Here is a 25,465-nt window from a genome sequence, read left to right as displayed (position 1 = left end):
TGGGGACGGTGTTACTTGCCCGGCTTGGTCGCGCCGGCCGCTTCCAGGGCCAGCTGGTCTTCGGTCTTCGAGTAGTCAGGGAAGTACTTGTTGGTCACGGCCAGGAACTCGCGCGAACGGTAGGCCGCCGCGAGATCCTTGGCGAATTGCTTGTCCTTGTCGGCGCTGCGGATCGCCACCAGGTTGATGTAGTTGGACGAGATCTTCTCGGTCAGCAGCGCCTCTTTCAACTTCATGCCCGACGCCAGCGCGTAGTTCCCGTTGACGAAGGAGTAGTCGGTGTCCTGCAGGGAGCGCGGCAACTGCGCGGCGTCCAGCGAAATCAGCTTGATCTTCTTGACGTTGACGGCGATATCCTTCTCCGACGCCTTCACCGGATCGAACTTGTCGCGCAGCTTGATCCAACCCAGTTGATCCAGCAGCACCAGCGCGCGCGCCTGGTTGGTCGGATCGTTAGGCATGGCGACGGTGCCGCCTTCCTTCACTTCGGCCAGCGTCTTGTGCTTCTTGCTGTAGATGGCGATCGGCGCGGTCGGGATCTTCACCAGGTCCGCCAGCGGCAGCTTGTTCTTGGCCGCGAATTCATTCAGGTAGACGATGTGCTGGAACACGTTGGCGTCCAGCGAACCCTCAGCCAGCGCGAAGTTCGGCTGGATATAGTCGTTGAACTCCACCAGCTTGATCTTGTAACCCTGCTTTTCCAGGATAGGCTTGATGCCAAGCTTGATCTGGTCCGCATACGGGCCGGCGCTGGTGCCGATCACGATTTCTTTCGGATCCTTGGCGTAGCTTGGCGCGGCGATGCCGAGGGCGATGGTCAGTGCTGCGAGCAGCAGGTTGCGGCGAGGTGCGTTCATGTTGGTTCCCTTGATTAGCGTTTGTCGAGGCGTTTGGCGATGCGGTTGCCGGTGAACTGGATCAGCTGCACCATGGCGATCAGGATGGCGACGGTGGCGACCATGATGTCGGTCTCGAAGCGGTAGTAGCCGTAGCGGATGGCGAGGTCGCCGATGCCGCCGCCGCCCACCACGCCGGCCACGGCGGAGTAGGACAGGAAGCTGATCGACAGTACGGTCAGCGCCAGCACCAGGCCGGAACGGGCTTCCACCAGCAGCACCTTCAATACGATCTGCATTTCCGAAGCGCCCATCGCGTGGGCCGCTTCGATCACGCCGCGCGGCACTTCACGCAGGTTCTGTTCGACCATGCGGGCGAAGTAGGGCACGGCGGCGAAGGACAGCGGCACGGCGGCGGCCAGCGGCCCGATCGAGGTGCCGGCGATGATGCGCGTGAACGGCACCAGCGCCACCAGCAGAATGATGAACGGGAACGAACGCACGGTGTTCACGAACCAGCCCAGTATCAAAGAAGCAGGGCGGTTTTGCAGCGATTGTCCGTCGGCCACCAGGAACAGCAGGATGCCGAGCGGGCCGCCGATCAGCACTGCGGCGGTCAGGCCGATGCCGAGCATGGTCAGCGTTTGACCGAGGGCGGTCCACATCTCCGGCAGCATGGCGATGATGGCGTCGAGCGAGGCAAGGTATTCAGACATAGGCTGCCTCCGTGTTGGCGTTGTTGATGTTGGCGAGCGCGCTGGCGGCGCCGTGCTGCGCCAGCTCCCGGCCCAGCGCGGTCTTGCGCGGCTCGGCCACGCTGGCGGCATCGTCCAGTGCGAATTGTTCGGCTATCGCGCCGTCTTCGATGACGGCCACGCGGTTGCAGATCTCGCCCAGCACCGACAGCTCATGGCTGACGATCACGATGGTGACGTTCAGGCGGCGATTGATGTCGCGCAGCGTGGCGAGCAGCGCGCGGGTGGTCTCGGCGTCCAGCGCGGAAGTAGGTTCGTCGCACAGCAGCACGGCAGGGCCGCTGGCCAGCGCGCGGGCGATGGCGACGCGCTGTTTCTGGCCGCCCGACAGCTGCGCCGGATAGCTGGCCGTCTTGCCGCTCAATTCCACCAGTTCCAGGCAGTCGTTGACGCGGGCGGTGATCTGCGCTGGCGTCATGCCGCCGTGGATGCGCAGCGGGAAGGCGACGTTGTCGAACACCGTGGCGTTTTGCAGCAGGTTGAATTGTTGAAAAATCATGCCGATATTGCGGCGCGCGTCGCGCAGGTCGCGCTTGGACAGCGCGGTCAATTCGCGGCCGTCGACAAATACGCGGCCGCTGTCGGGCTGCTCCAGCAGGTTAAACAGGCGCAGCAAGGTCGATTTGCCGGCGCCGCTTTTGCCGATCAGGCCGAAGATATCGCCTTCGTTCACTTCCAGGGTAACGTCGCGTACTGCGTGGAACGCGCCGCCGTCTGGCAGCGCAAAGGTTTTACTCGCATGATCGATGCGAATCAGTGGTGTAGTCATCAGAAATTGGGGTTGGTGCCGGCTGTAAGGTTCCGGTACGCGAAGTATCGCATCAGCTGCTCATGCGGCAAACGAAGTTTTTCCCCTTTCTATATTCCAAAAAATTATAAAGAAGAAAATGCATATCAAAACGTAAAACTATTCGTTTTGATTTGATTGCTGCGGAATTAATCTGGTTGTCACGGACATTCACGAATAGTCATGAACAACACGGGGACCAGCAATGAGCATACTTCTGATCGGCGGCAGCCCCGCACTCCCTTCAAGCACCGGCCGTTTGCTGGATCACGTGGGCCAGAAGCTGGCCATCTACGGCCATCGCTACGGCACCCTGCAAGTGCGCGACCTGCCGGCGCGGGCGCTGCTGCATGCCGATACGGCGGACCTGGCGATCAAGCGTGCCCTGGCCGCGGTGGCGGCGGCCGACGCCATCGTCATCGCCACGCCGGTGTACAAGGCTTCCTTCACCGGCATCCTCAAAGCCTTTCTCGACCTGCTGCCGCAGGATGGCTTGGCGGGCAAGCTGGTGCTGCCATTGGCCACCGGTGGCAGCCAGTCGCACATGCTGGCGCTGGACTACGCGTTGCGGCCGGTGCTGCATGCGCTGGAAGCGCGCCATGTGCTGGCCAGTATCTACGCCACGTCGCAGCAGCTGGCCTGGAGCGACGATGGCGGCTTGACGCTGGACCCGGCCGTCGCCTGGCGGGTGGACGCCGGCGTGGAGGATTTGTCGACCGGACTGCAAGCGCTGGCCGGCCGCACCGAAGACGTGTACGTGGCGCCGCTACAGCCGGTACGCCTGGCACGTTGATCACTACAAAAGAGGAAAAACCATGAGCATCGAACAAAAACGCGCGGCGCGCCGTCACACTCTGGGCCTGCTGTTTGCAGCGGGAGTATTCGCGGCCGCCGCGCCATCGGCCGCCAACGCGCAGGCCAAGCAGGAAGTCCGCATCGGCTACCAGAAATACGGCACGCTGACTTTGCTGAAAGGACGCGGCACGCTGGAGCAGCGCCTGGCGGCCAAAAACGTCAGCGTCAAATGGACCGAGTTCCCGGCTGGCCCCGTGCTGCTGGAGGGGCTGAACGTCGGCAGCATCGACTTCGGCACCGTCGGCGAAGCGCCGCCGATCTTTGCGCAGGCGGCGGGCGCCAACCTGGTTTATATCGGCAATGAGCCGCCGTCGCCGTCCAGCGAGGCGATCGTGGTGCCCAAGGACTCGAAGATTCGCAGCCTGTCGGACCTGAAGGGCAAGAAGGTGGCGCTGAACAAAGGCTCCAACGTGCACTACCTGCTGGTCAAGGCGCTGGAGAAGTCCGGCCTGGCGTACAAGGACATCGAAGCGATCTACCTGCCGCCGGCCGATGCGCGCGCGGCGTTCGAACGCGGCAGCGTGGACGCGTGGGTGATCTGGGATCCGTTCCTGGCCGCCGCCGAGAAGCAGCTGGGCGCGCGCGTACTGGCCGACGGCAAAGGGCTGGTATCCAATCACCAGTTCTACCTGGCCTCGCGCAGTTATGCGGAGAAGAACCCGGAGATCGTCCGCATCGTGCTCGATGAAATCGCCAAGGTGGACGAGTGGGGCGCGAAGAACCAGAAGGAGGTGGCAGTCATCCTGGCCGCGCAGACCGGTTTGTCCGTGGACGTGGTGGCGCTGGCCGCCTCGCGCTATGCCTACGGCGTCAAGCCGATCAACGCTGCCGTGATCGAACAGCAGCAAAAGGTGGCGGACGCCTTCTCCAACCTGAAGCTGATCCCGAAGGCCATTGTGGTCAAAGAAGCGCTCTAAGGAATCCATCATGTCCCTGAATATTTTCTGGTTCATCCCCACGCACGGCGACAGCCGCTATCTCGGCACCTCCAAGGGCGCGCGTCCGGTCGATGCCGATTACCTGAAACAGTGCGCCGTCGCCGCCGATACGTTGGGCTACGACGGCGTGCTGCTGCCGACCGGCCGATCCTGCGAGGACGCCTGGGTGGTCGCGTCGTCGCTGATCGGCGCGACGCAGAAGCTCAAGTTCCTGGTGGCGATCCGTCCCGGCTTGACCACGCCGGGACTGGCGGTGCGCATGGCCGCGACGTTCGACCGTTTGTCCAACGGCCGCTTGCTGATCAACGTCGTCACCGGCGGTGACCAGGGCGAGCTGGAAGCGGACGGCCTGTTCGCCGATCACGCCAAGCGCTACGAGATCTCCGATGAATTCATCCGCGTGTGGCGCGCCTCGCTGTCGGGCGAGGGCGGCGATGCGGGCTACGATTTCGAGGGCAAGCATATCAAGGTCAGGGGCTCGAAGACGCTGTATCCGGCGGTGCAGAAGCCATATCCGCCGCTGTACTTCGGCGGCTCGTCGGAACCGGCGCATGCGCTGGCGGCCGAGCAGATGGACGTCTACCTGACCTGGGGCGAGCCGCCGGCCGCAGTGGCCGAGAAGATCGCCGACATCCGCGCCCGCGCCGCCGCACATGGCCGCACCGTGAAGTTCGGCATCCGCCTGCACGTGATCGTCCGCGAGACCAATGAGGCGGCGTGGCGCGCGGCCGATGAGTTGATCAGCCATCTGGACGACGATGTCATCGCCAAGGCGCAGGCGGCGTTGGGCAAGATGGATTCGGTGGGCCAGCAGCGCATGGCCGCACTGCACGGCGGAAGCCGCGACAACTTGGAAGTATCGCCCAACCTGTGGGCCGGCGTGGGCCTGGTGCGTGGTGGTGCGGGCACCGCGCTGGTGGGCGATCCGCAGACGGTGGTGGCGCGCATCCAGGAGTATGTGGACCTGGGCATCGATACCTTCATCTTCTCCGGCTATCCGCACCTGGAGGAATCGTACCGCTTCGCCGAGCTGGTGTTCCCGTTGCTGGGCAAGGGCAAGGCGGCCGGTGAGCAGTCGCTGAGCGGTCCGTTCGGTGAAGTGATGGCCAGCGATATTTTACCGAAGAAGGCTGCGTGACATGAGCGCCACCACCGCCCGTCCCAACGCCTTCGCGCCGTGGATACTGCCGGTGCTGCTGATCGCCGGCTGGCAGGCCGCGTCGCAACTGGGCTGGCTGTCCAGCCGCATCCTGCCGGAGCCGTGGGCGGTGGCCAAGGCCTTCTGGACTCTGGCCGCCTCCGGCGAATTGTGGCTGCACCTGCGCACCAGCTTGTGGCGCGCGGCCAGCGGCTTCGCGATCGGCGCGGGAGCGGGGCTGCTGCTTGGCCTGTTGACCGGCAGCGTGCGCCGCGCCGAGACGCTGCTCGACACCACGCTGCAAATGGTGCGCAACATCCCGGCGCTGGCGCTGATCCCGCTGGTGATCCTGTGGTTCGGCATCGATGAAACGGCCAAGCTGTTCCTGCTGGCGGTGGGCGTGTTCTTCCCCGTGTACCTGAACACCTTCCACGGCATCCGCTCCGCCGACCAGGGCTTGATCGAGATGGCGCGCAGCTACGGGCTGTCCGGCTGGCCGCTGTACCGCGACGTGATCCTGCCGGCGGCGCTGCCGTCGATACTGGTGGGCGTGCGCTTTTCGCTAGGCCTGGTGTGGGTGCTGCTGATCGTGGCCGAAACCATCTCGGCGCAGGCGGGCATCGGCTACATGACCATGAACGCCCGCGAGTTCCTGCAGACGGACGTGGTCCTGGTTGGCATCCTGCTGTACGCCTTGCTGGGCAAGGCGGCCGACCTGCTGTCGCGCGGGATGGAGAAGCACTTCCTGCGCTGGAATCCCGCTTACCGCTAATGAAGGAAACCGTATGTATATTTCGACCGCTCTATTCGACATCGACCATACCGTGAGCCGCCGGCCCACAGCACCCGCACCCGCGCCCGTGCGGCGGCAGGGCGTGTCCCTGGCACTGGACGGTGTCAGTAAATCGTTCGGCGCCAGGCCGGTGCTGAGCGACGTGCGGCTGGAACTGCGCGCCGGCGAATTCGTCGCCGTGGTCGGCCGCAGCGGCTGCGGTAAAAGCACGCTGCTGCGCGCCATCGCGGGTCTGGATAATGCGGATGCCGGCAGCATCGCCGTCGGCAATGGCAGCATCGCCGCCAGCATCCGCATCATGTTCCAGGAGGCGCGCCTGCTGCCGTGGAAATCGGTGCTGGAGAATGTGGCGATCGGCATGCCCCGTTCGCTGAACGCGGCGGCGGCCACGCTGGCCACCGTGGGCCTGGCCGACCGCGCCGACGATTGGCCGGCTGAATTGTCGGGCGGCCAGCGGCAGCGGGTGGCGCTGGCGCGCGCCTTGCTGCACGAGCCGCAGTTGCTGCTGCTGGACGAACCGCTGGGCGCACTCGATGCGCTGACCCGCATCGAGATGCAGCAGCTGATCGAAGCGCTGTGGCAGACGCGCGGCTTCACCGCCGTGCTGGTCACGCACGACGTGCAGGAGGCGCTGGCCCTGGCCGACCGCGTGGTGCTGATCGAGGAGGGCCGCATCACGCTGGACCTGAAAGTGGATTTGCCGCGTCCGCGCGCGCGTGGCAGCGTGGCGTTCGCTGCGCTGGAACAGCGGCTGCTGAGCCGCATCCTGCATCATCCAGCGGTGGTCGCCGCCGCGGCCTGACATCCCTTCGTGGCCGCCATTACCCAGCCGGGTAGGGCGGCCACCGGTCTTTTGGCAGATCCCCCTTTTACGCTCGCTCCGCTATCATCGATACATGAGTCGCCGGCTTTATGATCGATTTTATCGATAATAAGGCGGTAAATTTTTCGTTTTACAACTTTAGACGTGACGAGCATAATCGGTTCACTCGAAAGACATGCACCGGGCGGCTAGTATCGGCCAGGTCGAGTTCTTATACATTGTTCCCACATTCTGGAGTCTTACTAATGAAAAAAATCTTCGCCCTGCTGGTTGCCGCTGGTATCTCGCTGTCCGCCTTCGCCGCACCGGAAAGCTTCACCTCCGACGCGAATCACACCTTCGCCCGTTTCGAATACAGCCACTTCGGCTACTCGACCCAGCAAAGCCGCTTCAACAACACGACCGCCAAGATCGTGCTGGACCGCGCCGGCAAGACCGGTTCGGTTGAAGCCGTGATCGACACCAAATCGGTGGACACCGGCTCGAAACTGTTCGACGGCCACATCCAGGGTGAAGACTTCCTCGACACCGCCAAGTTCCCGACCATCACCTACAAGTCGACCAAGTTCAACTTCGACGGCGACAAACTGGCCTCGATCGACGGCAACCTGACCATCAAGGGCATCACCAAGCCAGTCAAGCTGACGGTAACCCACCTGCAGTGCATGGATCACCCGATGCTGAAAAAACTGGCTTGCGGCGCCAACGCCACCGCCACCATCAAGCGCACCGAATTCAACGCCGGTAAATACGCACCTTACGTCGGCGACGACGTGACCCTGACTTTCGCAGTCGAATCCATCAAGGACTGATTGAACTGAGCCTGGCTCAATTCATCGTCTCTTGATGTGGGCCGGCGCGATGCAAGCAGCATCGCGCCGGCCTTTTTTTATTAGGAGTAATCGCAATGACATTGAACCAGCTCGCGTTCGCGGCGGCACTGGCCTGTGGCGGCCTGGCACAGGCCGCACCTGACCTCATCATCAGCAACGCCAAGATCGCCACCATGACCAGGGAGGGCGACTTCGCGCAAGCCATCGCCATCAAGGACGGCAAGATCCAGGCCGTCGGCAGCAACGCCCGGATACTCAAGCTCAAGGCTGCCGGCACCCAGCTGATCGACGCCGGCGGCAAGACCGTCATCCCCGGCCTCAACGACTCCCACCTGCACATCATCCGCGAAGGCCTGAACTACAACGCCGAACTGCGCTGGGACGGCGTGACCTCGCTGAAGAAGGCCTTGCAAATGCTTAAGGAGCAGGCCGCGCGCACGCCGGATGGCGCCTGGATCAAGGTGGTCGGCGGCTGGAACGAATTCCAGTTCGAGGAAAAGCGCCTGCCGACGCTGGCCGAAATCAACGAAGCGGTGCCGGACAAACCGGTGTTCTTGCTGTACCTGTACGGCCTGGGCTTCCTGAATCAGAAGGGCATTGCCACGCTGGGCTACAACGCCGACACCAAGTTCAAGGACGGCGTGGTCGAGCTGGGCGCGGATGGCAAGCCGACCGGCTTGCTGATCGCCAAGCCGAACGCGATGATCCTGTACACCACGCTCGGCAAGACCAACGTGCTGCCGCGCGAGCAGCAGCTGAACTCCACGCAGCAGTACTACACCGAGCTGAACCGCCTCGGCCTGACCAGCGCCATCGACGCCGGCGGCGGCGGGCAAGCCTATCCCGACGACTACGCGGTCAGCCTGGAGCTGGCCAAGAGCGGCAAGCTGACCGTGCGCACGTCCTACTACCTGTTCGCGCAAAAGCCGGGCAAGGAGCTGGAGGATTACCAGCGCTGGCTCACCATGACCCGTCCGGACAAGAACGACCACCTGTTCTACGCCAACGGCTACAACACCGAGGGCGGCGGCGAGAACCTGGTGTGGAGCGCGGCCGACTTCGAAAATTTCCTGGAGCCGCGCCCGGACATGCCGCCGCAGATGGAGAGCGAGCTGGAGCCGGTGCTGCGCCTGCTGGTCAAGAACCGCTGGCCGTTCCGCATCCACGCGACCTATGACGAGAGCATAGACCGCGACCTGGCCGTCATCGAGAAAGTGAACCGGGACACGCCGCTGAACGGCCTGCGCTGGTTCTTCGACCACGCGGAGACCATCAGCGACAAGCAGCTGGCGCGCGTAAAAGCGCTGGGCGGCGGCATCGCGGTGCAGAACCGCATGTACTTCCAGGGCGAGCTGTACTGGAAGCAGTATGGCGCGCAAACCCGCCAGATGCCGCCGATTAAGAAAATGCTGGAGATGAAGATCCCGGTCGGCCTGGGCACGGACGGCACGCGCGTCAGCAGCTACGGGCCGTGGCCGTCGATCTACTGGGCGGTGACGGGCAAGACCGCGGGCGGCCTCAGCGTGTGGCAGCCCAAGGATGTGTTGAGCCGCTACCAGGCATTAAAGTTGATGACCCAGGGCAGCGCCTGGATGAGCGGCGAAGAAAAGCTCAAGGGCACGCTGGCCGCCGGCCAGTATGCGGACCTGGTGATACTGCCGCAGGATTATTTCTCGATGGCGGCAGAGCGCATCAAGAACCTGGAAAGCAGCCTGACTATCGTCAACGGCAAGGTGGTGTACGCGGCGCAGGAGTTCAAGCAGTACGCGCCGGCCTTGCCTGAGGTGCAGCCGGACTGGAGCCCGGTGAAATACTACGGCGGCTACCAGAACCCCGCACCGCGATGAACCGTTGGGGTCTGACCCCGTACGGGGTCAGACCCCGCTGTGCTCGGGGGTTAAACCAGCTGGAACCAGCCCAGCAGCGCGCCGCATGCCAATATCCACAGCAAGTGGATGCGGGTACGCCAGATCACCAGGCCTGCCACCACCGACAAGGTCCACAAAGGCCAGTCGGTGGCCCAGCTGTGATGCGCGCTGCCGAGGATGATCCCCACCGACACCATCAGCCCGACCACCACCGGCGCCATGCCTTGCTTGAAGGCGCGCACGCCCAGCAGCTCGCGGTTCTGGTGCGCCCAGCGCGCCGCCACATAAGTCAGCGTGGTGCTCGGCAGCATAATGCCCAGCATCGTCACCAGTACGCCGGCCAGCGCCGCCGTGTAGCTGCCGGCATTGAGGCCGACATTCCAGCCCATCAGCGCCACGAACAGCACGTTCGGCCCCGGCGCCGCCTGGGCGATGGCGATCGAATCGTTGAATTGCGATTGCGTCAGCCAGTGATGTTCCTCGACCAGGAAACGATGCATCTCGGAGGTGGTGGAAATCGCACCACCGATCGACATCAGCGACAGCAGCATGTAGTGGGCGAACAGGTTGATCCAGTCGCCCAGGCTCAGCACCAGGTGCAGCGGGGCCTCGTTCATGGCTGGTGCCCCTTCATCTTGCGATAGGTGAGCGTGACGCCGATGCTGCCTAAAATTAGCAGAGTGTAAGCCAGCGGCAGGTGCAGCAGCACCACGAACACCACGCACAGCAGGGCGATGGTGGCGGTCAGCCACATCGGCAGTGGATGCTTGCCGAGCGCGGAGGCCAGCTTGAGGCCGGTGGCGGCGATCATGCCGGCCGACACCGCCGCCATGCCGCGCAGGGCGCCGGCCACGCCGGGATGGTGTGCGTAGTGGGAATGCAGCGCGGCCAGCACCAGCACCACCAGCAGCGGCACGGTGAGCATGCCGGCCAGTGCGACCAGTCCGCCGCGCAAGCCGAAGTAGCGGTTGCCGATCATCAGCGCAAGGTTGACCACGTTGGGGCCGGGCATGATCTGGGCGACAGCCCATTCCTCGATGAACTCTTCCTGGGTCAACCAGCGCTTGCGTTCGACCAACTCACGTTGCACGACGGCCAGTACGCCGCCAAAACCCTGGAGCGCCAAAATGGTGAAAGAGACGAATAGATCAAGTAGCGAGGCGGGGCGGAGGCGGGGCGGATCGGTAGGCATGCACCATTATCGCGCCGGTATTGCCGCATGTCTATGAACTCAGGAGCATGGCGTGTTTTAAATTAGGAATTGATAGGAAGCTGACATTGACTTTGGCCTAGCGTCGCCCATACTCCTTTAGCATGCCGCAAATCAAAGTCAAACCCTTCAATTCTTGTTAAGGATCATGATGAACGTTTCGCTATTACAGCAGCGCAGTGATGAGCAATGCAGTGCCGCAGTGAATCGCGGCATTCAGGTGCAGTCCAGCTTTAATACCGTGTGTGCGATCGAATACATGAAATCCCACAACGTTGATCCGCAAGTGATCGAACGGGTGTTATTACACCCCGAACAGCGTCGAAAATCCCCACATTGAGACGGCCACTGGTAGCGCTGCCGCGTTTACTTATGCACAAACCATGTTGACAAGAATTATTTTCAAAATATTTTCTTGTCACAATACGTCACGCGCTAAGTATTTGATTTGTATGGGGTTTAATTTTGCCTTTTGGATGGGCAGTTTGTTGAAAACCGCATAGGTAAAGCCTCCCTGCGGTGTCAATGGGGTGATATCCACATAGATATCCACAGTCTCTGTGGATATCCTGAAAAGAGCTATAACAATCCGCGACTTACGGTGTTACAGCGGCCTTTTGAGTGCTTGCAGCACGCTGGCGACGACGATGTGGCGCGGCGGAGTGTCGGTAGTGGCCGTCACGGTGGCGCGCAGCCGCACTTCCTGGCCGTCGCGGCGCCAGGCGCTCACCACGTCGGTCCAGGCTTCACCTTCCTTCAGTGCTTGCAGGGCGTCGGCCAACTGGTCCGGCGGATAGGGTGGGGCGTGCAGCAGGCGCGGATCGGCGCCTAGCAATTCCTCGCGGCTGTACTGGAACACCGCGCAGAATTTATCGTTGACCTCGACAATCTTGCCGCGCGCATCCAGCGTCATCATGGCCGCGTGCTGGTCTACCGCGGCCAGCACCGTCCTGGCTTGGTTCAGTTCCTGTTGCAGCACCTGGATCTGCCGGTGCGCCTGCTCCAGTCCGGAATAGGCGCGCAGCGACGAGATCACCGTGGTGAACAGCTTGCGCGTGGTGAGGTCGGTCTTGCACCAGAAATCATTGATGTCGTAGTCGAGGATGATGCTGTGTTCCAGCGCCTGTCCCGGCTGGCCGGTGCGCAGCACGATGCGCACCAGCTTGTTGTGCAAGGTGTCGCGGATGTGGCGGGCCACGTTCAGGCCGGCGTCGCTGGTTTCCATGATGACGTCCAGCAGCACCAGCGCGATGTCGGGCGTGGTGCGCAGCGTCGTCAGGGCTTCTTCGCCGCTGTAGGCGTGCAGGAAGCTCAGCCGCCGTCCCTGGAAGCAGACATTACTCAGTGAGAATTTGGTGACCACGTGGACATCGACATCGTCGTCCACGATCAGCACCCGCCACGGGGCGGGCGCCGGCCCTGCGCCAGGCTTGCCTGGCTGCGGCTGACTGGCCGGCGGCGCTTCGTCTTCTATCATCCAATCGGTGTCGTCGTCATTCTGGTTCATGCATCAATCCCACGATAAGTCGAAGAAGGGAATTGCGGACCTTCAGAGTGACACTATTCCTTGCCAGCACTTTTGTCAAAGGATTCCCCGGCAGGCGTGCGTCGGCGTGTCTCCCGGCCTACTTATGCACAAAAAAATATTTTTCAAGCGGGCCGGAAAACGTTTGAGGCTTGAATTTTACACGATGTAAGCCATTGATTTTATTGGGGAATAAATCTGCCTGTGGATTAGGCATTTTGTTGAATCCCGCGCCGTTAAAGGCGTTCTCGTCTGTCAAGAGGTGGTTATTCACAACCTTATCCACAGTTGGTGTGGATATCTGTGAAAAGGGCTTTAAATACGGCCGCTTAGCGGCTTTTCTTCAGGAATTGCATGCGCGCTGTGCGGCAGTCCCGTTGTGTCTGTATTAATTTAAAACCAAGTGATATGATCTCTGCGTGAGATTTAATGAATATTGTTGCATTTTTGTTGGGTGATTTGGCATTATTTTGCTGTTTCGCAGCCTTTTTTCTCATTAGGTCATATGATGTCTATCGCCGTTGTACGATGACATTGCTTGTTAGTCATCGGTTGCGGTGTGTTTATGGTTAATAAATTCAGATATCTATCTTAAGGAGACTGACTTGTGGCTATGAAAAAAACCATCATTTTTGGCGCCGTAGCGCTGCTGTGCGGCGGCGCTGTATCCGCTGCCGATTGGCCCAGCGGGTATTCGAAATGTGCCGACGAGGGCGGCACTTGTAAGGCGGGAGCGAGCAGCAGGCAGGTATCCTATGGCATCAAGGACAAGTGGGTGATAGCCACCCTGTCGGGCGACGTCCTGTGTGCCACGGCTACCTTCGGCAGCGATCCTTATCCGGGACTGGCCAAGAAGTGCGCAGTCGGTCCGCTGGCCACGCCGACACCGACACCGACACCAACGCCGACACCAACGCCAACGCCAACGCCGACACCGACACCGACACCGACACCAGCCGACGCCACATTCGAAGCTGCGCCGACCACGGGCTGGGCGGGGCAGAACGGCGGCACCACGGGTGGCGCGGCGGCGCCCGCCACGGCCATCTACAAGGTCAGCTCGGCATCGCAATTGATGGCCGCGATCTCGGCCCAGGGCGACAATCCGAAGATCATCAAGCTGTATGGCACGATCGATCCTACGAGCGCGGACAACGGTGGCCCCTACACCAGCACCACCGACCAGGCCGCACGCTTGCAGATCAAATTGGGCAGCAACACCACGCTGATCGGCATGGGCGGCGATACCAAGCTGGTCAACGCCAACATCGTCATCAACGGCAAGCAAAACGTCATCGTCCGCAACATCAACATCATCAATCCATGCGATATCGCTCCGGTCTGGGATCCGAACGACGGCAGCGCCGGCAACTGGAATTCCGAATATGACGGCGTCACCATCCTGGCATCGAAGAACGTGTGGATCGATCACAATGTCTTCACCGACGCGCCGAAGACGGACGACCAGCTGCCCATCGAGAACGGCAAGATCAAGGAATGCCACGATGGCGCTTTGGACGTCAAGAATGGATCGGACTATGTGACGGTCTCCAACAACCGCTTCGAATTACATGAGAAAAATAATTTGATCGGCTCGTCGGATTCCAAGACCAGCGACGATGGCCATTTGACGGTCACCTTCAACAACAACCACTTCCTGAACGTGGCCGAGCGCGCGCCGCGCGTACGCTTCGGTAAGGTTCACATCTACAACAACTACTTTCAAGGCTCGCGTTCGCACCCGGTCTATCCGCATCAGTACAGCATCGGGGTGGCGTACAAGGCGAAGATCATTTCGCAGAACAACGCCTTTGACATAGCAGGCGCCACCAGCTGTTCCAACATCATGACCAATCCGGGTTCGTCGAGTAAGACCGGCGCGGTCACCGATGCGGGATCTCTGCTGAACGGCGGCGCGCTGACGGCGGGCGGGGCATGCAGCTTCAGTAGTGCGGTCGGCTGGAGCCTGCCTTATTCCGCGCCATTGCTGAACGCGTCGGCGGTCAAGGCCTCGGTCCTGAGCAATGCAGGGACCGGTAAGATCACGGTGAAGTAAAGCCGGCGCGCCGGCCTTGACGTACTCCGGGTCGTCCCGTGGGGATGGCCTGGATATGCTCAGCCGGTAATCCCGGCCAGCAGCTTGCGCACGGCGCCGTGCGCCATGACGATCTCGGTGCCGTCGTGCAGCAAAGCGTTGTACTTGGCGCGGAACTCGGCGTCGCCGTTCTCGGACGGGCCGATCAGCGCTTCGATCGCCTTGCGGTAGGCGCTGGCTTCGGCGACGGTGACCGGTTCCGGCTCATCGAGCCGTTCATCCATTTGCGCCATCAACCCCGACAGCTTTTGCAGCCAGGCGAAATGCGGATGATTGGTCACCAACTGCAAAAGCTCCAGCGGACTGCCGACCGCGCCAAAATACTGCGTCTCCACATGAATCAACTGCTTGTGCAAGTCGCGCAAGGCGCGCGCCAGCGCCGTCAGCTTGGCGTTGTTGGCCAGTTCGTTTTCCGGTAATGCCATGAGTTACTCCCGAGTTTAGCTTGAAGCGTCAGTGTACCCACCAGCAGTGCGATTGGCTATGCGCTAAAAGTCCAGTACCGCTGTTTACAGCCTGATAATCCTTTCAACCATACTCAGTTTTATAATCATCCATCGTCTCTTAAAAAGGAGTTCGAGATGAAACCGTTAGATTGGGTACTCTACTTGCTGCTAGGGATCGCAGCCGTTGTCGGCATAAGCGTTTCCATCTGGTCAGTGCTGGACACTCGGAAGAAATATCCATCCAAGCCCAAAGACGAGAACACCCAGCTTAAGCGCTGAGGGCTTTCAGCCGGTCGAGCTCGGCCAGGAAGCGCTCGCTGGCGATGGCGGGTGGCCACGGCTCCCACGCGGTACCGCCGTAGATGGCTTGCAGCGGATCGTCGTTCAGCGGCGGCACGGTGATCTTCAGCGTGTGCAGTACTTCCTTCGCCGACCATCCCACCACATGCACCGCTTCGCTGGCCGCTGCCAGCCGGTCGGCCAGCTTGTGGGCGGCGTGTTCCTTCGGCGTCCAGTGATGCAAGCCGTAGCGCAGGAACACCGCGCGCTCCAGCCGCACCGTCAGCGCCTTGAAGCCCTCACCCAAAAACGGCTTCAGCGGCGAGACGCAATCGAATCCCAGCAAGCCTTCCTCCGCATCGTGCAGCAGTTCGCGCAGCGCGGCCAGCGGCGGCAACGCCAGCCCGACCGCCGCGCAGGCGGCCGCGCGCAAATGCATCACCGTCAGCGAGTGCTGCGCCACCGACAACGGCAGCGGCCACGCCGAATGCCCACCCCAGCGATAAGTGCGCGCCAGGCCCAGCGCCAAGTCGCTGTCTTCCCAGTCGAACGGGGTGGGGTCGAGCAGGTCCAGCCGGCGCTCCGACGGCATGCGGACCCAGGCGCGGGTTTCATGATGATCGCGACCCATGCGGTCTTCCTTATCTGTGGCTCAGGCTACATCCTACACCCACGGCGGCGAATTATTTTTCGGCAATGAACAGTGATTTTGAAATACACTGGAACGCTGTTCAACCCTCGACGAATGAGCTATGGCGACCAGACCTTCATATATCTACCAGGGCGGCTCGGTGATGATGCACTCACCGCTGCAATTGAAAAACTCCGAGATGTACGGCTTCTTCGTCAAGGGCGACCTGGCCAAGCTCCAGGCCACGCTGGACGACACGCTGAACCAGGTGGCCGGCCAGCGCATGCGCTTCAGCGCGATTTCGCCGTACGTGCTGCTGACGTTCACGCGCGTCAACCACGCCGATTCGGCGGCCCCGGTCGACCATGCCAAGGGCTGGATCACCGAGATCGACATCGTCACCTGGATCATGGTCGGCGCCATGGACGACGAAGGCAAGCTGGCCCACATCTACTACTATCCCGCGCACATCTTCGTCGACGACGCGATGGCGCTGATTAACGGCCGCGAGCTGTTCGGCTATCCCAAGTATCTGTGCGAGTACGAGATCCCGGCGGCCGGCACCGAACCGCTGCGCTGCTCGGTCGCGGCCAAGGGCTTCCAGCCGTTTGCGCCGGAAACCAAAATCGCCATGCACCCGCTGCTGGAAGTGAACGCGACCCGCAAGACCGGCATCGAAAAACCCATCACCAGCGTGCTCGATCTGATCGAACAGGCGATAGAACTGTTCCTGTCCATCCCCGACTTCTTCAACCTGGACCTGGCGGGCTGGGACGACATCATCTCGCTGTTGCGCAATCCGCGCATCGACCAGATATTCCTCAAGCAGTTCCCGGACAGCGCCGGCCTGAAAGCCGTGTACCAGGCCATCCTGGCGGCGCCGGCCACCATCGACAAGATCCACGGCGGCAAACTGCTGGGCTACGAATACGAGTGCGTGCTGCACGCCTTCGACAGCTTCCCACTGCACGAGACACTGGGCCTGCAACTGGGCGCGCAGACTGCCATCCTGCCGTACAACCTGAACTTCGATTTCACCGCGCAGCCGGGCGAGGAGCTGATCGACAATTCCTCGATCGCGCCGCAGAAGATCGCCATCCTCGGCGGCGGCGTCGGCTCGATGACGGCGGCCTACTACCTGAGCGACCTGCCGGGCTGGCAGAACAACTACGACATCACCGTCTACCAGCAAGGCTGGCGCCTGGGCGGCAAGGGAGCCAGCGGACGCAATGCGCAGTACGGCCAGCGTATCGAAGAACACGGCCTGCACATCTGGTTCGGCTTCTATTCCAACGCGTTCAAGATGATCAAGGCCGCCTACACCAGCCTCGATCGCCCGGCCGGCGCACCGCTGGCGACCTGGCGCGACGCCTTCAAACAGCAAGATTATGTGGCGCTGTCGGAGCAGGTCGGCGACCAGTGGCACAACTGGTCCATCGTGTTCCCGACGCTGCCGGGCGAGCCGGGCGAGGGCAATGAGCAGATCACGCTGTGGCAGCTGGCGGTGGCGATGATGGGCTGGATCGACAAATGGATCAAGAGCCTGGACAACCTGACCCGCGAACTGGAACTGCCGCCGCATGAGCACCACACCGGCATGCTGCCGGACTGGCTGTTCCACCTGGCCGAAGGCGTGACGTCGTCGGCGCACGAACTGCTGGAGGATATGTCGTTGCTGGGGAGTGCCTTGTACGGAATGGCAGTCAACCTGTCGGCCGACGCGGTGCAGCACACGGCGGGCGAGCACCGGGCGTTGGCCGGTGCGCTGGAGGGCGTGCGCCAGCGGCTGCACTCGCGCTACCGCAAGCTGATAGACCGCGCCGACGGCGACGCCAGCGATGACGTCCGTCGCCTGTTCATCTGCCTGGACCTGGGTGTGACCGTGATGAAGGGCGTGTTTGAAGACGGCGTGATACGCAACGGCTTCGACGTCATCAACGACGTCGATTTCCGCCAGTGGCTGCGCAACCATGGCGGCGACGAAGAGCTGTGCGTGGATTCGGCGCCGGTGCGCGGCTTCTACGACCTGGTGTTCGCCTTCGAGGGCGGCGATTTTGGCAAGCCGAATATCGAAGCCGGCACGCTGCTGCGGGCGATGGCGCGCATCGGCCTGGCCTACAAGGGCGGCATCATGTTCAAGATGCAGGCGGGGATGGGCGATACGGTGTTCACGCCGCTGTACCAGGCCTTGCTGGCGCGCGGCGTCAAGTTCAAGTTCTTCCACAAGGTCGAGGAGCTGGTGCCGGACGGCCGCCAGATCGGCAGCATCCGCATGACACAGCAGGTGGCGCTGAAGGGCGCGGCCTACGATCCGTTGGTGGACGTGAAGGACCTGGCCTGCTGGCCCAGCACCCCGAATTACGACCAGATCGATGAGGCGCAAGCCGCGCTGCTCCAGGCGCACAACGTCAACCTGGAGTCCTACTGGAGCGACTGGCCCAAGCTGTATCACCAGCAGTTCGACAAGGAACTGCCGGTGCTGACGCTCAAGCGCGGCGTCGATTTCGACCAGGTGGTGTTCGGCATCTCGGTCGCTTCGCTCAAGCCTCTGTGCCCGCAACTGATGGCGCAAAGCCCGGCGCTGAACACCACCTACGAACAGGTGCAGACGGTGGCCACGCAGGCCTATCAGGTCTGGCTGGACAAGGACTTGAGGCAGATGGGCTGGGACTATCAGCCCGATGGCCAGCAGCCGGTGCTGAGCGGATTCAGCGAACCTTACGATACCTGGGCGCCGATGGACCAGCTGCTATGCCGCGAAGCTTGGCCGGCGCCGCTGGACCCGCGCAATGTGTCCTACTTCTGCAGTGCGCTGCCGGTGGCGAGCTATCCGCCGGTGAGCGACAGCGGCTTCCCGGCCCGCATGGCGGCGCTGGCGAAGGAGGGTGCGGTCGAGCAGCTGAGCAAGAGGATCGCCTCGCTGTGGTCGGCGGCCGGACCGGCCGGCGCCTTCCCGTGGCAATGGCTGGTGGACGGCAGCGAAGCGACCGGCGTGGCGCGCTTCGACGCCCAGTACTGGCGCGCCAACGTCGATCCGTCCGAGCGCTACGTGATGTCGGTGGTGAACAGCACCAAGTACCGCTTGCAGACCGACCAATCCGGCTTCTCCAACCTGTACCTGACGGGCGACTGGATCAAGACCGGCTTGAACGCCGGCTGCGTGGAGGCGGCGGTGATGGCCGGCATGCAGACCTCGCGCGCGATGAGCGGCCACCCGGCCGTGATCGAAGGCGAAACCGACTTCTGACGCGGTAGATGGTGGCGGCTAGCGGCGGCGGGCCAGCGTCAGCCCGTCGCCCAGCGGCAGCAGCGACAGGTCGACGCGTTCGTCGCGGTGCAGCTTGATGTTCAGCGCTTGCAGCGCGGCGGTGTCGTCGCTGTCGGCGCGTTCGGTGACGCGGCCGCTCCACAGCGTATTGTCGATCACGATCAGGCCGCCGGGCCGCACCAGCTGCAAACAGCGCTCGTAGTAGCCGTCGTAATTGACCTTGTCCGCATCGATGAAGGCGAAGTCGTACCGGCCTGCCTCGCCGGCCGCCAGGCGCGCATCCAGCGTGGCCAGCGCGGGGCCCAACTGCAAATCGATTTTATCGGCGATGCCGGCCTGCGCCCAGAATGGCTTGCCGATGCGGGTGTACTCGTCGCTGATATCGCAGGCCAGGATGCGGCCGTCAGCCGGCAGCGCCAGCGCCACGGACAGCGCGCTGTAACCGGTGAACACACCGATCTCGATGGTGTTGCGGGCGCCGGTCAGCTTGACCAGCATCGCCATGAACTGACCCTGCTCGGGCGCGATCTGCATGGTGGCGCGTTCGTGGCCACGGGTCGCATCGCGCAGCGCGGCCTGTGCCGGATGCTCGCGCAGCGAATGCGCCAGCACATAATCGTACAGTGGGTCGGTGAGGTTGAGCGTGCGGTTGGACATGCGGCATCTCCTTGGTTGGATGCCGCCAGTGTAGCAGTGTCACCGCTGCTTGCGCGCGCGGGTCAGGTGGTCGATTCCTGCCGCGACATGGTCACGTCGTTGCTGGCGGCGCGGCGCAGGTCGTTGCAGGCCTGGTCCAGCGCGGCGGCCACGCCCGGCAGGCGGCGGGTGACTTCGGCCAGGTCGCCGGCGGCGGCAGCGGCCTCCATCTCGTGGCACAGCGTGTGCAGGTGGGTCGAGCTCAGATAGCCGGCGCTGCCCTTGAGCGCGTGGATCGCCGCCGCAGCAGCATGGGCGTTGGCGGCCGTCACGGCGGCGCGTGCGTTCTCCAGTCGGCGCGGCGCTTCGTCGAGGAAGGCCTGGGTGATGCGTTGCATGTGCGAGTGCGACAGCCCGGCCAGCGGCATGATCTGCACCGTGGCCGGATCGATGCGCTTCTCGATCGCCGGCTCCACGCCGAACTGCTCGTCCAGCGACTGCGCGCGGTTGGCGGACAGGCGCGCGGCGTCGGTAGGCCGCAGCGGCCGGCCGCGGCTCAGGTGCTGGGCGATGGTCTTCTCGATCTGGTCGTACAGCAGGCGCTCGTCGACCGGCTTGCTGAGGAAACCGTCCATGCCCACCGCCAGATAGCGCGCGCGGTCATGATCGCTGGCGTTGGCGGTCAGCGCGATGATCGGGATGCCGGGATCGAGCACGCGGTAGTCTTCGCTGCCGCCGCTGCGGATCAGGCGCGCGGCCTGTTCGCCGTCCATCATCGGCATGCGGCCGTCCATCAGCACCAGGTCGTAGGCGGCGGTGCTGAGCGCATGCAGCGCCTGCAAGCCGTTCTCCACCACGCGGATATCGTGGCCCATATTCTCCAGCAGCGTGCTGACGATGATCTGGTTGGTGCGCACATCCTCGGCGCACAGCACGCGCAGGCGGTAGGCGTGATGTTCCTTGCGCGGCAGGCTGGAAGGATCGATGACCGGCGCCGCACCCAGCGCCAGCGGCAGCGTGAAGCTGAACGTGGAGCCGACACCGACCCGGCTTTCGGCCGCGATCGAACCGCCCATCAGTTCAACCAGTTCCTTGCAGATCGCCAGACCTAGGCCGGTGCCGCCGTAGCGGCGCGTGGTCGAGTGGTCGGCCTGCTCGAACTTCTGGAACAGGCGTGGCAGCGTCTCGGCAGGGATGCCGGGGCCGGTGTCGGCGATGTCGAAGCTGACGCTGGTGCGGCCGTCGACGGTCAACATGGCTTGGGCATCCAGCCGCACTTCGCCGCGGTCGGTGAACTTGATGGCGTTGCCCAGCAGGTTAAGCAGGATCTGGCGCAGACGGGTCGGATCGCCGCGCACGTAGCGTGGCAGGTCCAGCGCCAGGTCGCAGCGCAGCAGCAGGCTCTTGGCGTCGGCCTGGCCTTGCAGGATGCCGATGGCGTCGTCGACCAGCGCGATCAGGTCGAAGTCCACCGTTTCGATCGACAGGCGGCCGGCGTCGATCTTGGAGAAATCAAGAATGTCGTTGAGGATGGCCAGCAGCGATTCGCTGTTCTGCAAACCGATGCGCAGGTACTCCTCGGTGCGGCCGCGCACCGACTGGTCGCGCATGGCGAACTTGATCATGCCGATCACGCCGGCCAGCGGCGTGCGGATGTCGTGGCTCATCGCCGACAGGAAGTCGATGCGGTGGCGGCTGACCACTTCAGCGTGTTCCTTGGCTTCGGTCAGCTGGGCGGTGCGCTCCTGCACGCGCTGCTCCAGCGTGTTGCGCAGCAGGCGGATCTGGTCGGCCAGCGCGAACGCCAGCAGCACGCCGTCCAGCGTGCCGCCCAGCAGCGTGAACAGCTGGGCGTTGGTGATCATGGCCGGTATCAGGCCCAGGTTGGCCGGCAGGATGAACAGCCCCGGCACCATCAGCGCGACGAAGCCGAGCACGAAGAAGCGCGCCGGATAGTAGCCGCGCCGCCACACCACGATGCCGCTGGTGAGCGCCATCGTCATCCAGATCGTGATGACGATGGTGGCGATGGTGTGCGCGTAGCTCAGGTAGAAGAAGCAGCTCGGCAGCGTCACCAGCGGCAGCACGATGTTGATGCGGCTGAGCCGGTGCAGCAGCGGCGAATGCTCTTTCAGCCGCAGGAAGTTGGTGTAGAACATGGTGCTCAGCACCGGCAACAGGAAGAAGGGCACGTAGTGCCATTGCAGGTTGTGCCAGCCGAACAGGTCGGCCGTCATGTGGAAGGTCATGCCCCAGGCGATGGCGTAGCACAGCACGTACAGCGAGTAGTACAGCGAGGAGTTGTCGCGGGTGATCGAGTAGATGAAGAAGTTAAACACCGTCAACGCCAGCAGGGCGCCGATGGAGCCGATGATGAGCACGTTCTCGCGCGCCACCAGCTGCTGGTAGGCCGTGCGCGGCAACACCGACATGACCGGCGTGCGGGCATAGTAGGGGCTGGCGAAGCGTATCAGCACCTGGTAGCGCTGGCCGGGTTGCAGATCGATGTCTTTGCCGTAGTGCAGCAGATAGGAATGCGGCTGGCGGTAGCCGGTCAGCATCTGGCGCGCGCTGCCGTCGGGGCCGAACACCTGGATGTCGACCATGTCGATCAGCGTGTCGTTGGGATCGATGACCCAGGCAGGCTGGTGACTGTCGTTGCGCAGCTCGGCGTAGAGCCAGTAGCCGCCGCCCAGCAGGTTGACCTTGGAGGCGGGATTGAGCCCGGCCAGCAGCTTGGGCAGGCCGGCGGCATCGACCGGGAAGGGCTGGCCTTCGTCCAGGTATAGCTTGCCTGTCGTCATCAAATCGATACTTGCGGTATTAACGCTGATCGCAGCCGGCGGACGCTCAGCAGCCGTGGCTGTGGTCGGGGTCAACGCCAGTTGCCACCATGCCAGCATCGCCAGCAGCACGAGGAACACGCCACGTGGTAGACCGTCAGACATCTTGCATGCTGTACTCATTAGTGTTCCGAAGGCCGCAGGTCTCAATAAGTTGGGTTTTTTCCATTTTAAACGAGAACTTATTGTTTTATTCAAAAATTGACCTGTGGCACAGACCGATGCTTGGCGATGGCCAGTCGAGGCAGGTAAGATGGCGCTTTTGCACCATAGGAATGCGACCGTGCTTATCTCTCCAGAACAATTCATCGGCTTTCTCAGCGCCGCCTTGCTAATTACGATTTCGCCGGGTCCGGATAATTTGATGGTGCTCAGCGTTGGTATGTCGCGCGGACGGCGCCAGGGCATGGTGTTCGGCCTGGGCTGTGCTCTGGGTTGCCTGAGCCACACGTTGCTGGCGACTCTGGGCGTGAGCGCGTTGATCAAGGCTTCGCCGATGGCGTTTGGCGCGCTCAAGTTGCTGGGCGGTGGGTATCTGATCTGGCTGGGTATCGGCGCGCTGCGCAGTCGCGGCGGCGCCCGAGTCGAGGGCGGCGGGGTGCCGGACGAGAGTCTGGGCAAGTTGTTTGGCAAGGGCTTGTTTGCCAACGCCGTCAATCCCAAGGTGGTGTTGTTCTTCCTGTCCTTCCTGCCGCAGTTCGTGGTGGCGGAGCGGGGCGACGTCAGCTGGCAGACCGCTCAGCTGGGTTTGCTGTTCACGGCGCAGGGCGTGGTCTTGTTCGGTTTGCTGGGCTATTTCTCCGGCGCGGTGGGGGCGTGGATCAACCGCCACCCGGGCGCGGGCATGTGGATGGACCGCGTGGCCGGTGCGATTTTCGTCGGCCTGGGGCTGAAATTGATAATTTCTCGATAAAAGAGCAAAAAAAGTCTATTCGCAGCGCCGATGTCATCAGGGCGTAATGTTGCACTGCAATACTGGCTTTGCTCTTTCAAGTCTCTCCCGATTTGAAAACTTTTGGCCCGCGCCTCTTTGTGCTGCGGGCTTTTTTTTGCCCGTCGCAAATTGAAGCCAGGATTGCAGCTGTAACTTTTCCATGTCACTATCGGCCGGACAACTATCTGGAGTTCACGATGAGTACATACATCCCCGCTTTGATTTGGGCACTTTCGGCCGTGGCTTGCCTGGTCATTGCCAAGCGCCGGTTTGTAAAAACAACTGGTTTCAGAGCAGCTTTGGTGGCTGTACTAGGCCCAATTGCGATTCCCTTTGTGCTGGCTGCAAAGCCAGCGACATATAAGGAAGCTTAGACGCATAGTCAACTGTTGAATCGACACCTCGAATCCACAGAATTCAGCGGCATCACTGGACACAATTGCCGGTTTGCGTACGGCCAAGACTGGCCGTTGATTGGCCTAGGAAAAAATCGAAACACTGAAACGTTTGGAGCAAAGATTTTGAATGAGATAATTGTTTTGAGAATTTCTGATAATGTTTGTGTGGATTTAGATGGCGTGAAGCTGCGTTCGACAAATGAGGTTGCGGAAGCGCTAGAAAAAGTGAATGCGGAAAATCCCGATGCGGTCGTTTCCATAGAAGCAGATGATTCCATTCATTACGAGGCTATCGGCAAGGCTATTTACGGAAGCCATCGAGCTGGTTTTTCGGGTGAACGATTGCGCATCCTGGTCAATGGGAAGCTTTTGGAAGTCTGACTTCAACAAGTTTGCTGCTACCGGCCAATAGCCGACATTCACACTCCACTCAACGAAAAGGAGTAGCGTCGTTCGATGAGATTTTTTAGGGGGGCGGCGGTCAGTGAGAACAGGTGGCGTTACTAGCAATTCCTACGCGTTTGGTGCGATCAATTATTTGGCACGACATTGGCCCAAGCCATTTGTTGTCAAAGGCGGCGCTGGCGTCATCAAGGCCACCTGGCTCACAAAGGTAAACAATGTCCCTTTCAAAATTCTTTCTCGTCGTTGCGATCGTCTTGACGCCGATTTTCGGCTTTGAACAATTCGCCAGGTATCAATTAAGGGAGCGGATCAGAGGGATCGAACAAGTGCTGAAGGTCGCGGCGGTCACCGGCAGGGATAGGTCTGCGGTGGCGGCGGATCTGGATAGAGCGGGCGTCGCGTCTATGTATTCGGACAAGACGCACGCTATCTATGGGCGGATTATTGTCGGAAGATTTATGTTTATCTACGACACCGAGCTTTCGTTCGTGATTCACTTCGGCGCGGACGATCACGTGACGTCAACCGAGTCGGGCGTGTTTCACGAGGGGCTGTGAAGTCGTCTATAAGGACGAAATGATCCACCCAGCGGCGCAGGTGAGTATTCTCATCACCGCCGCCACCAATTCTCATGAGCTGCCGCCACTCAATCTCGTGGGGTGCCGCCACCGATTCTCATAGGTCGCCGCCGGCTATTCTCATGATGTGCCGCCACCCGTTCTCGCAGAGCGCCGCCAGGCGCCTGTTCGCAGGCGACCCCACAACTGGACGTACGCACTTGGTCTTCCTTGGCGTACGTGACAATTCGTGTATTTGTCGCATGGGCCGGATGTTATCCTGACCGGCTTCGGCCGAGTGCGGCGAGAAGCCGCCCTTCAAAATTAATAACGATGACACAGAAGAATATCAAGTTTGCTATTTTAAGCATCATGGTCGCTGGAAGCGTGGGCTTGCCCGTTCTCGTGGTTGGCGGCGAAGTAACGCAATTGCCCGGTAAGCCGCAGGGGAGAAACTGCGAGCTGGTTACGCCCCCAATAGATGCCGGGGAAGAAGCGGGGCACGGCTATCTAGTTCTGGTTTCGCCGCGGGCGAAAGACATAGATAGCAACTACTCCGGTTGCCAAGCGGTCTTTTGGACAACAGCCATGGGGCCAGCTCAGATTGCCTGG

Annotated in this window: 25 protein-coding genes; 14 read left to right on the top strand and 11 right to left on the bottom strand. The window is 61.9% G+C overall.

Annotation, left to right across the window (positions count from 1 at the left end):
- Positions 1-11: 11 nt before the first annotated feature.
- Genes V6M89_RS03950 through V6M89_RS03940 form a run of 3 tightly spaced genes read right to left on the bottom strand, consistent with a single transcriptional unit; the run spans position 12 to position 2,360 of the window.
- A complete protein-coding gene (locus V6M89_RS03950) occupies positions 12-857 on the bottom strand; it encodes a MetQ/NlpA family ABC transporter substrate-binding protein (protein ID WP_332851949.1) in 846 nt (281 codons plus the stop codon).
- A 14-nt stretch (positions 858-871) separates the two neighbouring features.
- Positions 872-1,552 (bottom strand): methionine ABC transporter permease, encoded by a 681-nt coding sequence (locus V6M89_RS03945; protein ID WP_332851948.1) that lies wholly within the window; start codon positions 1,550-1,552, stop codon positions 872-874.
- The gene (locus V6M89_RS03940) at positions 1,545-2,360 is read right to left on the bottom strand and encodes a methionine ABC transporter ATP-binding protein (protein ID WP_332851947.1); all 816 of its coding nucleotides are present in this window, start codon (positions 2,358-2,360) and stop codon (positions 1,545-1,547) included. Before V6M89_RS03940 ends, V6M89_RS03945 begins: the two co-directional genes overlap by 8 nt.
- 223 nt (positions 2,361-2,583) lie before the next feature.
- Between V6M89_RS03940 and ssuE the strand changes: the two genes are divergently transcribed.
- The 7 genes from ssuE to V6M89_RS03905 all read left to right on the top strand — a co-directional run bounded on the left by ssuE (position 2,584) and on the right by V6M89_RS03905 (position 9,605).
- On the top strand, positions 2,584-3,171 hold the full coding sequence (ssuE, locus tag V6M89_RS03935; protein WP_332851946.1) for an NADPH-dependent FMN reductase: 588 nt from the start codon (positions 2,584-2,586) through the stop codon (positions 3,169-3,171).
- A 22-nt stretch (positions 3,172-3,193) separates the two neighbouring features.
- On the top strand, positions 3,194-4,150 hold the full coding sequence (locus V6M89_RS03930; protein ID WP_332851945.1) for a sulfonate ABC transporter substrate-binding protein: 957 nt from the start codon (positions 3,194-3,196) through the stop codon (positions 4,148-4,150).
- Between the two features lie 16 nt (positions 4,151-4,166).
- Positions 4,167-5,309 (top strand): FMNH2-dependent alkanesulfonate monooxygenase, encoded by a 1,143-nt coding sequence (gene ssuD, locus V6M89_RS03925; protein ID WP_332852183.1) that lies wholly within the window; start codon positions 4,167-4,169, stop codon positions 5,307-5,309.
- A gap of 1 nt (position 5,310) precedes the next feature.
- Positions 5,311-6,081, top strand: a complete 771-nt coding sequence (gene ssuC / locus V6M89_RS03920; RefSeq protein ID WP_332851944.1) for an aliphatic sulfonate ABC transporter permease SsuC — start codon at positions 5,311-5,313, stop codon at positions 6,079-6,081.
- 13 nt (positions 6,082-6,094) lie between these two features.
- Positions 6,095-6,904: an ATP-binding cassette domain-containing protein gene (locus V6M89_RS03915; protein WP_332851943.1), complete on the top strand. Its 810-nt coding sequence runs from the start codon at positions 6,095-6,097 to the stop codon at positions 6,902-6,904.
- Between the two features lie 266 nt (positions 6,905-7,170).
- A complete protein-coding gene (locus tag V6M89_RS03910) occupies positions 7,171-7,737 on the top strand; it encodes a YceI family protein (protein ID WP_332851942.1) in 567 nt (188 codons plus the stop codon).
- A gap of 95 nt (positions 7,738-7,832) precedes the next feature.
- Positions 7,833-9,605, top strand: a complete 1,773-nt coding sequence (locus V6M89_RS03905; protein ID WP_332851941.1) for an amidohydrolase — start codon at positions 7,833-7,835, stop codon at positions 9,603-9,605.
- Positions 9,606-9,655: 50 nt separating this feature from the next.
- Here the strand turns inward: V6M89_RS03905 and V6M89_RS03900 are convergent, their stop codons facing one another.
- Both V6M89_RS03900 and V6M89_RS03895 read right to left on the bottom strand, forming a co-directional pair.
- Positions 9,656-10,243: a chromate transporter gene (locus tag V6M89_RS03900; RefSeq protein WP_332851940.1), complete on the bottom strand. Its 588-nt coding sequence runs from the start codon at positions 10,241-10,243 to the stop codon at positions 9,656-9,658.
- Positions 10,240-10,818: a chromate transporter gene (locus V6M89_RS03895; protein ID WP_332851939.1), complete on the bottom strand. Its 579-nt coding sequence runs from the start codon at positions 10,816-10,818 to the stop codon at positions 10,240-10,242. The genes V6M89_RS03900 and V6M89_RS03895 overlap by 4 nt, the downstream gene beginning before the upstream one ends.
- 166 nt (positions 10,819-10,984) lie before the next feature.
- On the opposite strand from V6M89_RS03895, the gene V6M89_RS03890 reads away from it, so the two are divergent.
- Positions 10,985-11,176: a hypothetical protein gene (locus tag V6M89_RS03890; RefSeq protein ID WP_229211323.1), complete on the top strand. Its 192-nt coding sequence runs from the start codon at positions 10,985-10,987 to the stop codon at positions 11,174-11,176.
- A 264-nt stretch (positions 11,177-11,440) separates the two neighbouring features.
- Here the strand turns inward: V6M89_RS03890 and V6M89_RS03885 are convergent, their stop codons facing one another.
- The gene (locus tag V6M89_RS03885) at positions 11,441-12,343 is read right to left on the bottom strand and encodes a PAS domain-containing protein (RefSeq protein WP_332851938.1); all 903 of its coding nucleotides are present in this window, start codon (positions 12,341-12,343) and stop codon (positions 11,441-11,443) included.
- A 118-nt stretch (positions 12,344-12,461) separates the two neighbouring features.
- Positions 12,462-12,635: a hypothetical protein gene (locus V6M89_RS03880; protein WP_332851937.1), complete on the bottom strand. Its 174-nt coding sequence runs from the start codon at positions 12,633-12,635 to the stop codon at positions 12,462-12,464.
- Between the two features lie 339 nt (positions 12,636-12,974).
- On the opposite strand from V6M89_RS03880, the gene V6M89_RS03875 reads away from it, so the two are divergent.
- Complete coding sequence (locus V6M89_RS03875; RefSeq protein ID WP_332851936.1) at positions 12,975-14,417, top strand: pectate lyase family protein; 1,443 nt, start codon at positions 12,975-12,977, stop codon at positions 14,415-14,417.
- A 59-nt stretch (positions 14,418-14,476) separates the two neighbouring features.
- On the opposite strand, the gene V6M89_RS03870 is transcribed toward V6M89_RS03875, so the two are convergent.
- Together V6M89_RS03870 and V6M89_RS03865 are read right to left on the bottom strand one after the other, a co-directional pair.
- Entirely contained in the window at positions 14,477-14,881 is a 405-nt protein-coding gene (locus V6M89_RS03870) for a hypothetical protein (RefSeq protein ID WP_332851935.1), read from the bottom strand.
- A 289-nt stretch (positions 14,882-15,170) separates the two neighbouring features.
- On the bottom strand, positions 15,171-15,812 hold the full coding sequence (locus tag V6M89_RS03865; protein ID WP_332851934.1) for a phosphohydrolase: 642 nt from the start codon (positions 15,810-15,812) through the stop codon (positions 15,171-15,173).
- 121 nt (positions 15,813-15,933) lie between these two features.
- On the opposite strand from V6M89_RS03865, the gene V6M89_RS03860 reads away from it, so the two are divergent.
- Positions 15,934-19,059 (top strand): NAD(P)-binding protein, encoded by a 3,126-nt coding sequence (locus V6M89_RS03860; RefSeq protein WP_332851933.1) that lies wholly within the window; start codon positions 15,934-15,936, stop codon positions 19,057-19,059.
- Positions 19,060-19,077: 18 nt separating this feature from the next.
- Here V6M89_RS03860 and V6M89_RS03855 read toward each other — a convergent pair whose 3' ends face one another.
- Together V6M89_RS03855 and V6M89_RS03850 are read right to left on the bottom strand one after the other, a co-directional pair.
- Complete coding sequence (locus tag V6M89_RS03855; protein ID WP_332851932.1) at positions 19,078-19,737, bottom strand: class I SAM-dependent methyltransferase; 660 nt, start codon at positions 19,735-19,737, stop codon at positions 19,078-19,080.
- Between the two features lie 62 nt (positions 19,738-19,799).
- On the bottom strand, positions 19,800-22,664 hold the full coding sequence (locus V6M89_RS03850) for a hybrid sensor histidine kinase/response regulator (RefSeq protein ID WP_332851931.1): 2,865 nt from the start codon (positions 22,662-22,664) through the stop codon (positions 19,800-19,802).
- A gap of 178 nt (positions 22,665-22,842) precedes the next feature.
- Between V6M89_RS03850 and V6M89_RS03845 the strand changes: the two genes are divergently transcribed.
- The 4 genes from V6M89_RS03845 (at position 22,843) to V6M89_RS03830 (ending at position 24,853) form a co-directional block, all read left to right on the top strand.
- Positions 22,843-23,472: a LysE family translocator gene (locus V6M89_RS03845; RefSeq protein ID WP_332851930.1), complete on the top strand. Its 630-nt coding sequence runs from the start codon at positions 22,843-22,845 to the stop codon at positions 23,470-23,472.
- A 218-nt stretch (positions 23,473-23,690) separates the two neighbouring features.
- Complete coding sequence (locus V6M89_RS03840; protein WP_332851929.1) at positions 23,691-23,867, top strand: hypothetical protein; 177 nt, start codon at positions 23,691-23,693, stop codon at positions 23,865-23,867.
- A 15-nt stretch (positions 23,868-23,882) separates the two neighbouring features.
- Positions 23,883-24,272: an ExbD/TolR family protein gene (locus tag V6M89_RS03835; RefSeq protein WP_332851928.1), complete on the top strand. Its 390-nt coding sequence runs from the start codon at positions 23,883-23,885 to the stop codon at positions 24,270-24,272.
- Positions 24,273-24,511: 239 nt separating this feature from the next.
- The gene (locus V6M89_RS03830; RefSeq protein ID WP_332851927.1) at positions 24,512-24,853 is read left to right on the top strand and encodes a hypothetical protein; all 342 of its coding nucleotides are present in this window, start codon (positions 24,512-24,514) and stop codon (positions 24,851-24,853) included.
- Positions 24,854-25,465 lie beyond the last annotated feature (612 nt).

Source organism: Duganella sp. S19_KUP01_CR8 (assembly GCF_036688705.1).
Classification (GTDB): domain Bacteria; phylum Pseudomonadota; class Gammaproteobacteria; order Burkholderiales; family Burkholderiaceae_D; genus Rugamonas.
This window is presented reverse-complemented; position numbering and strand designations above follow the sequence as displayed.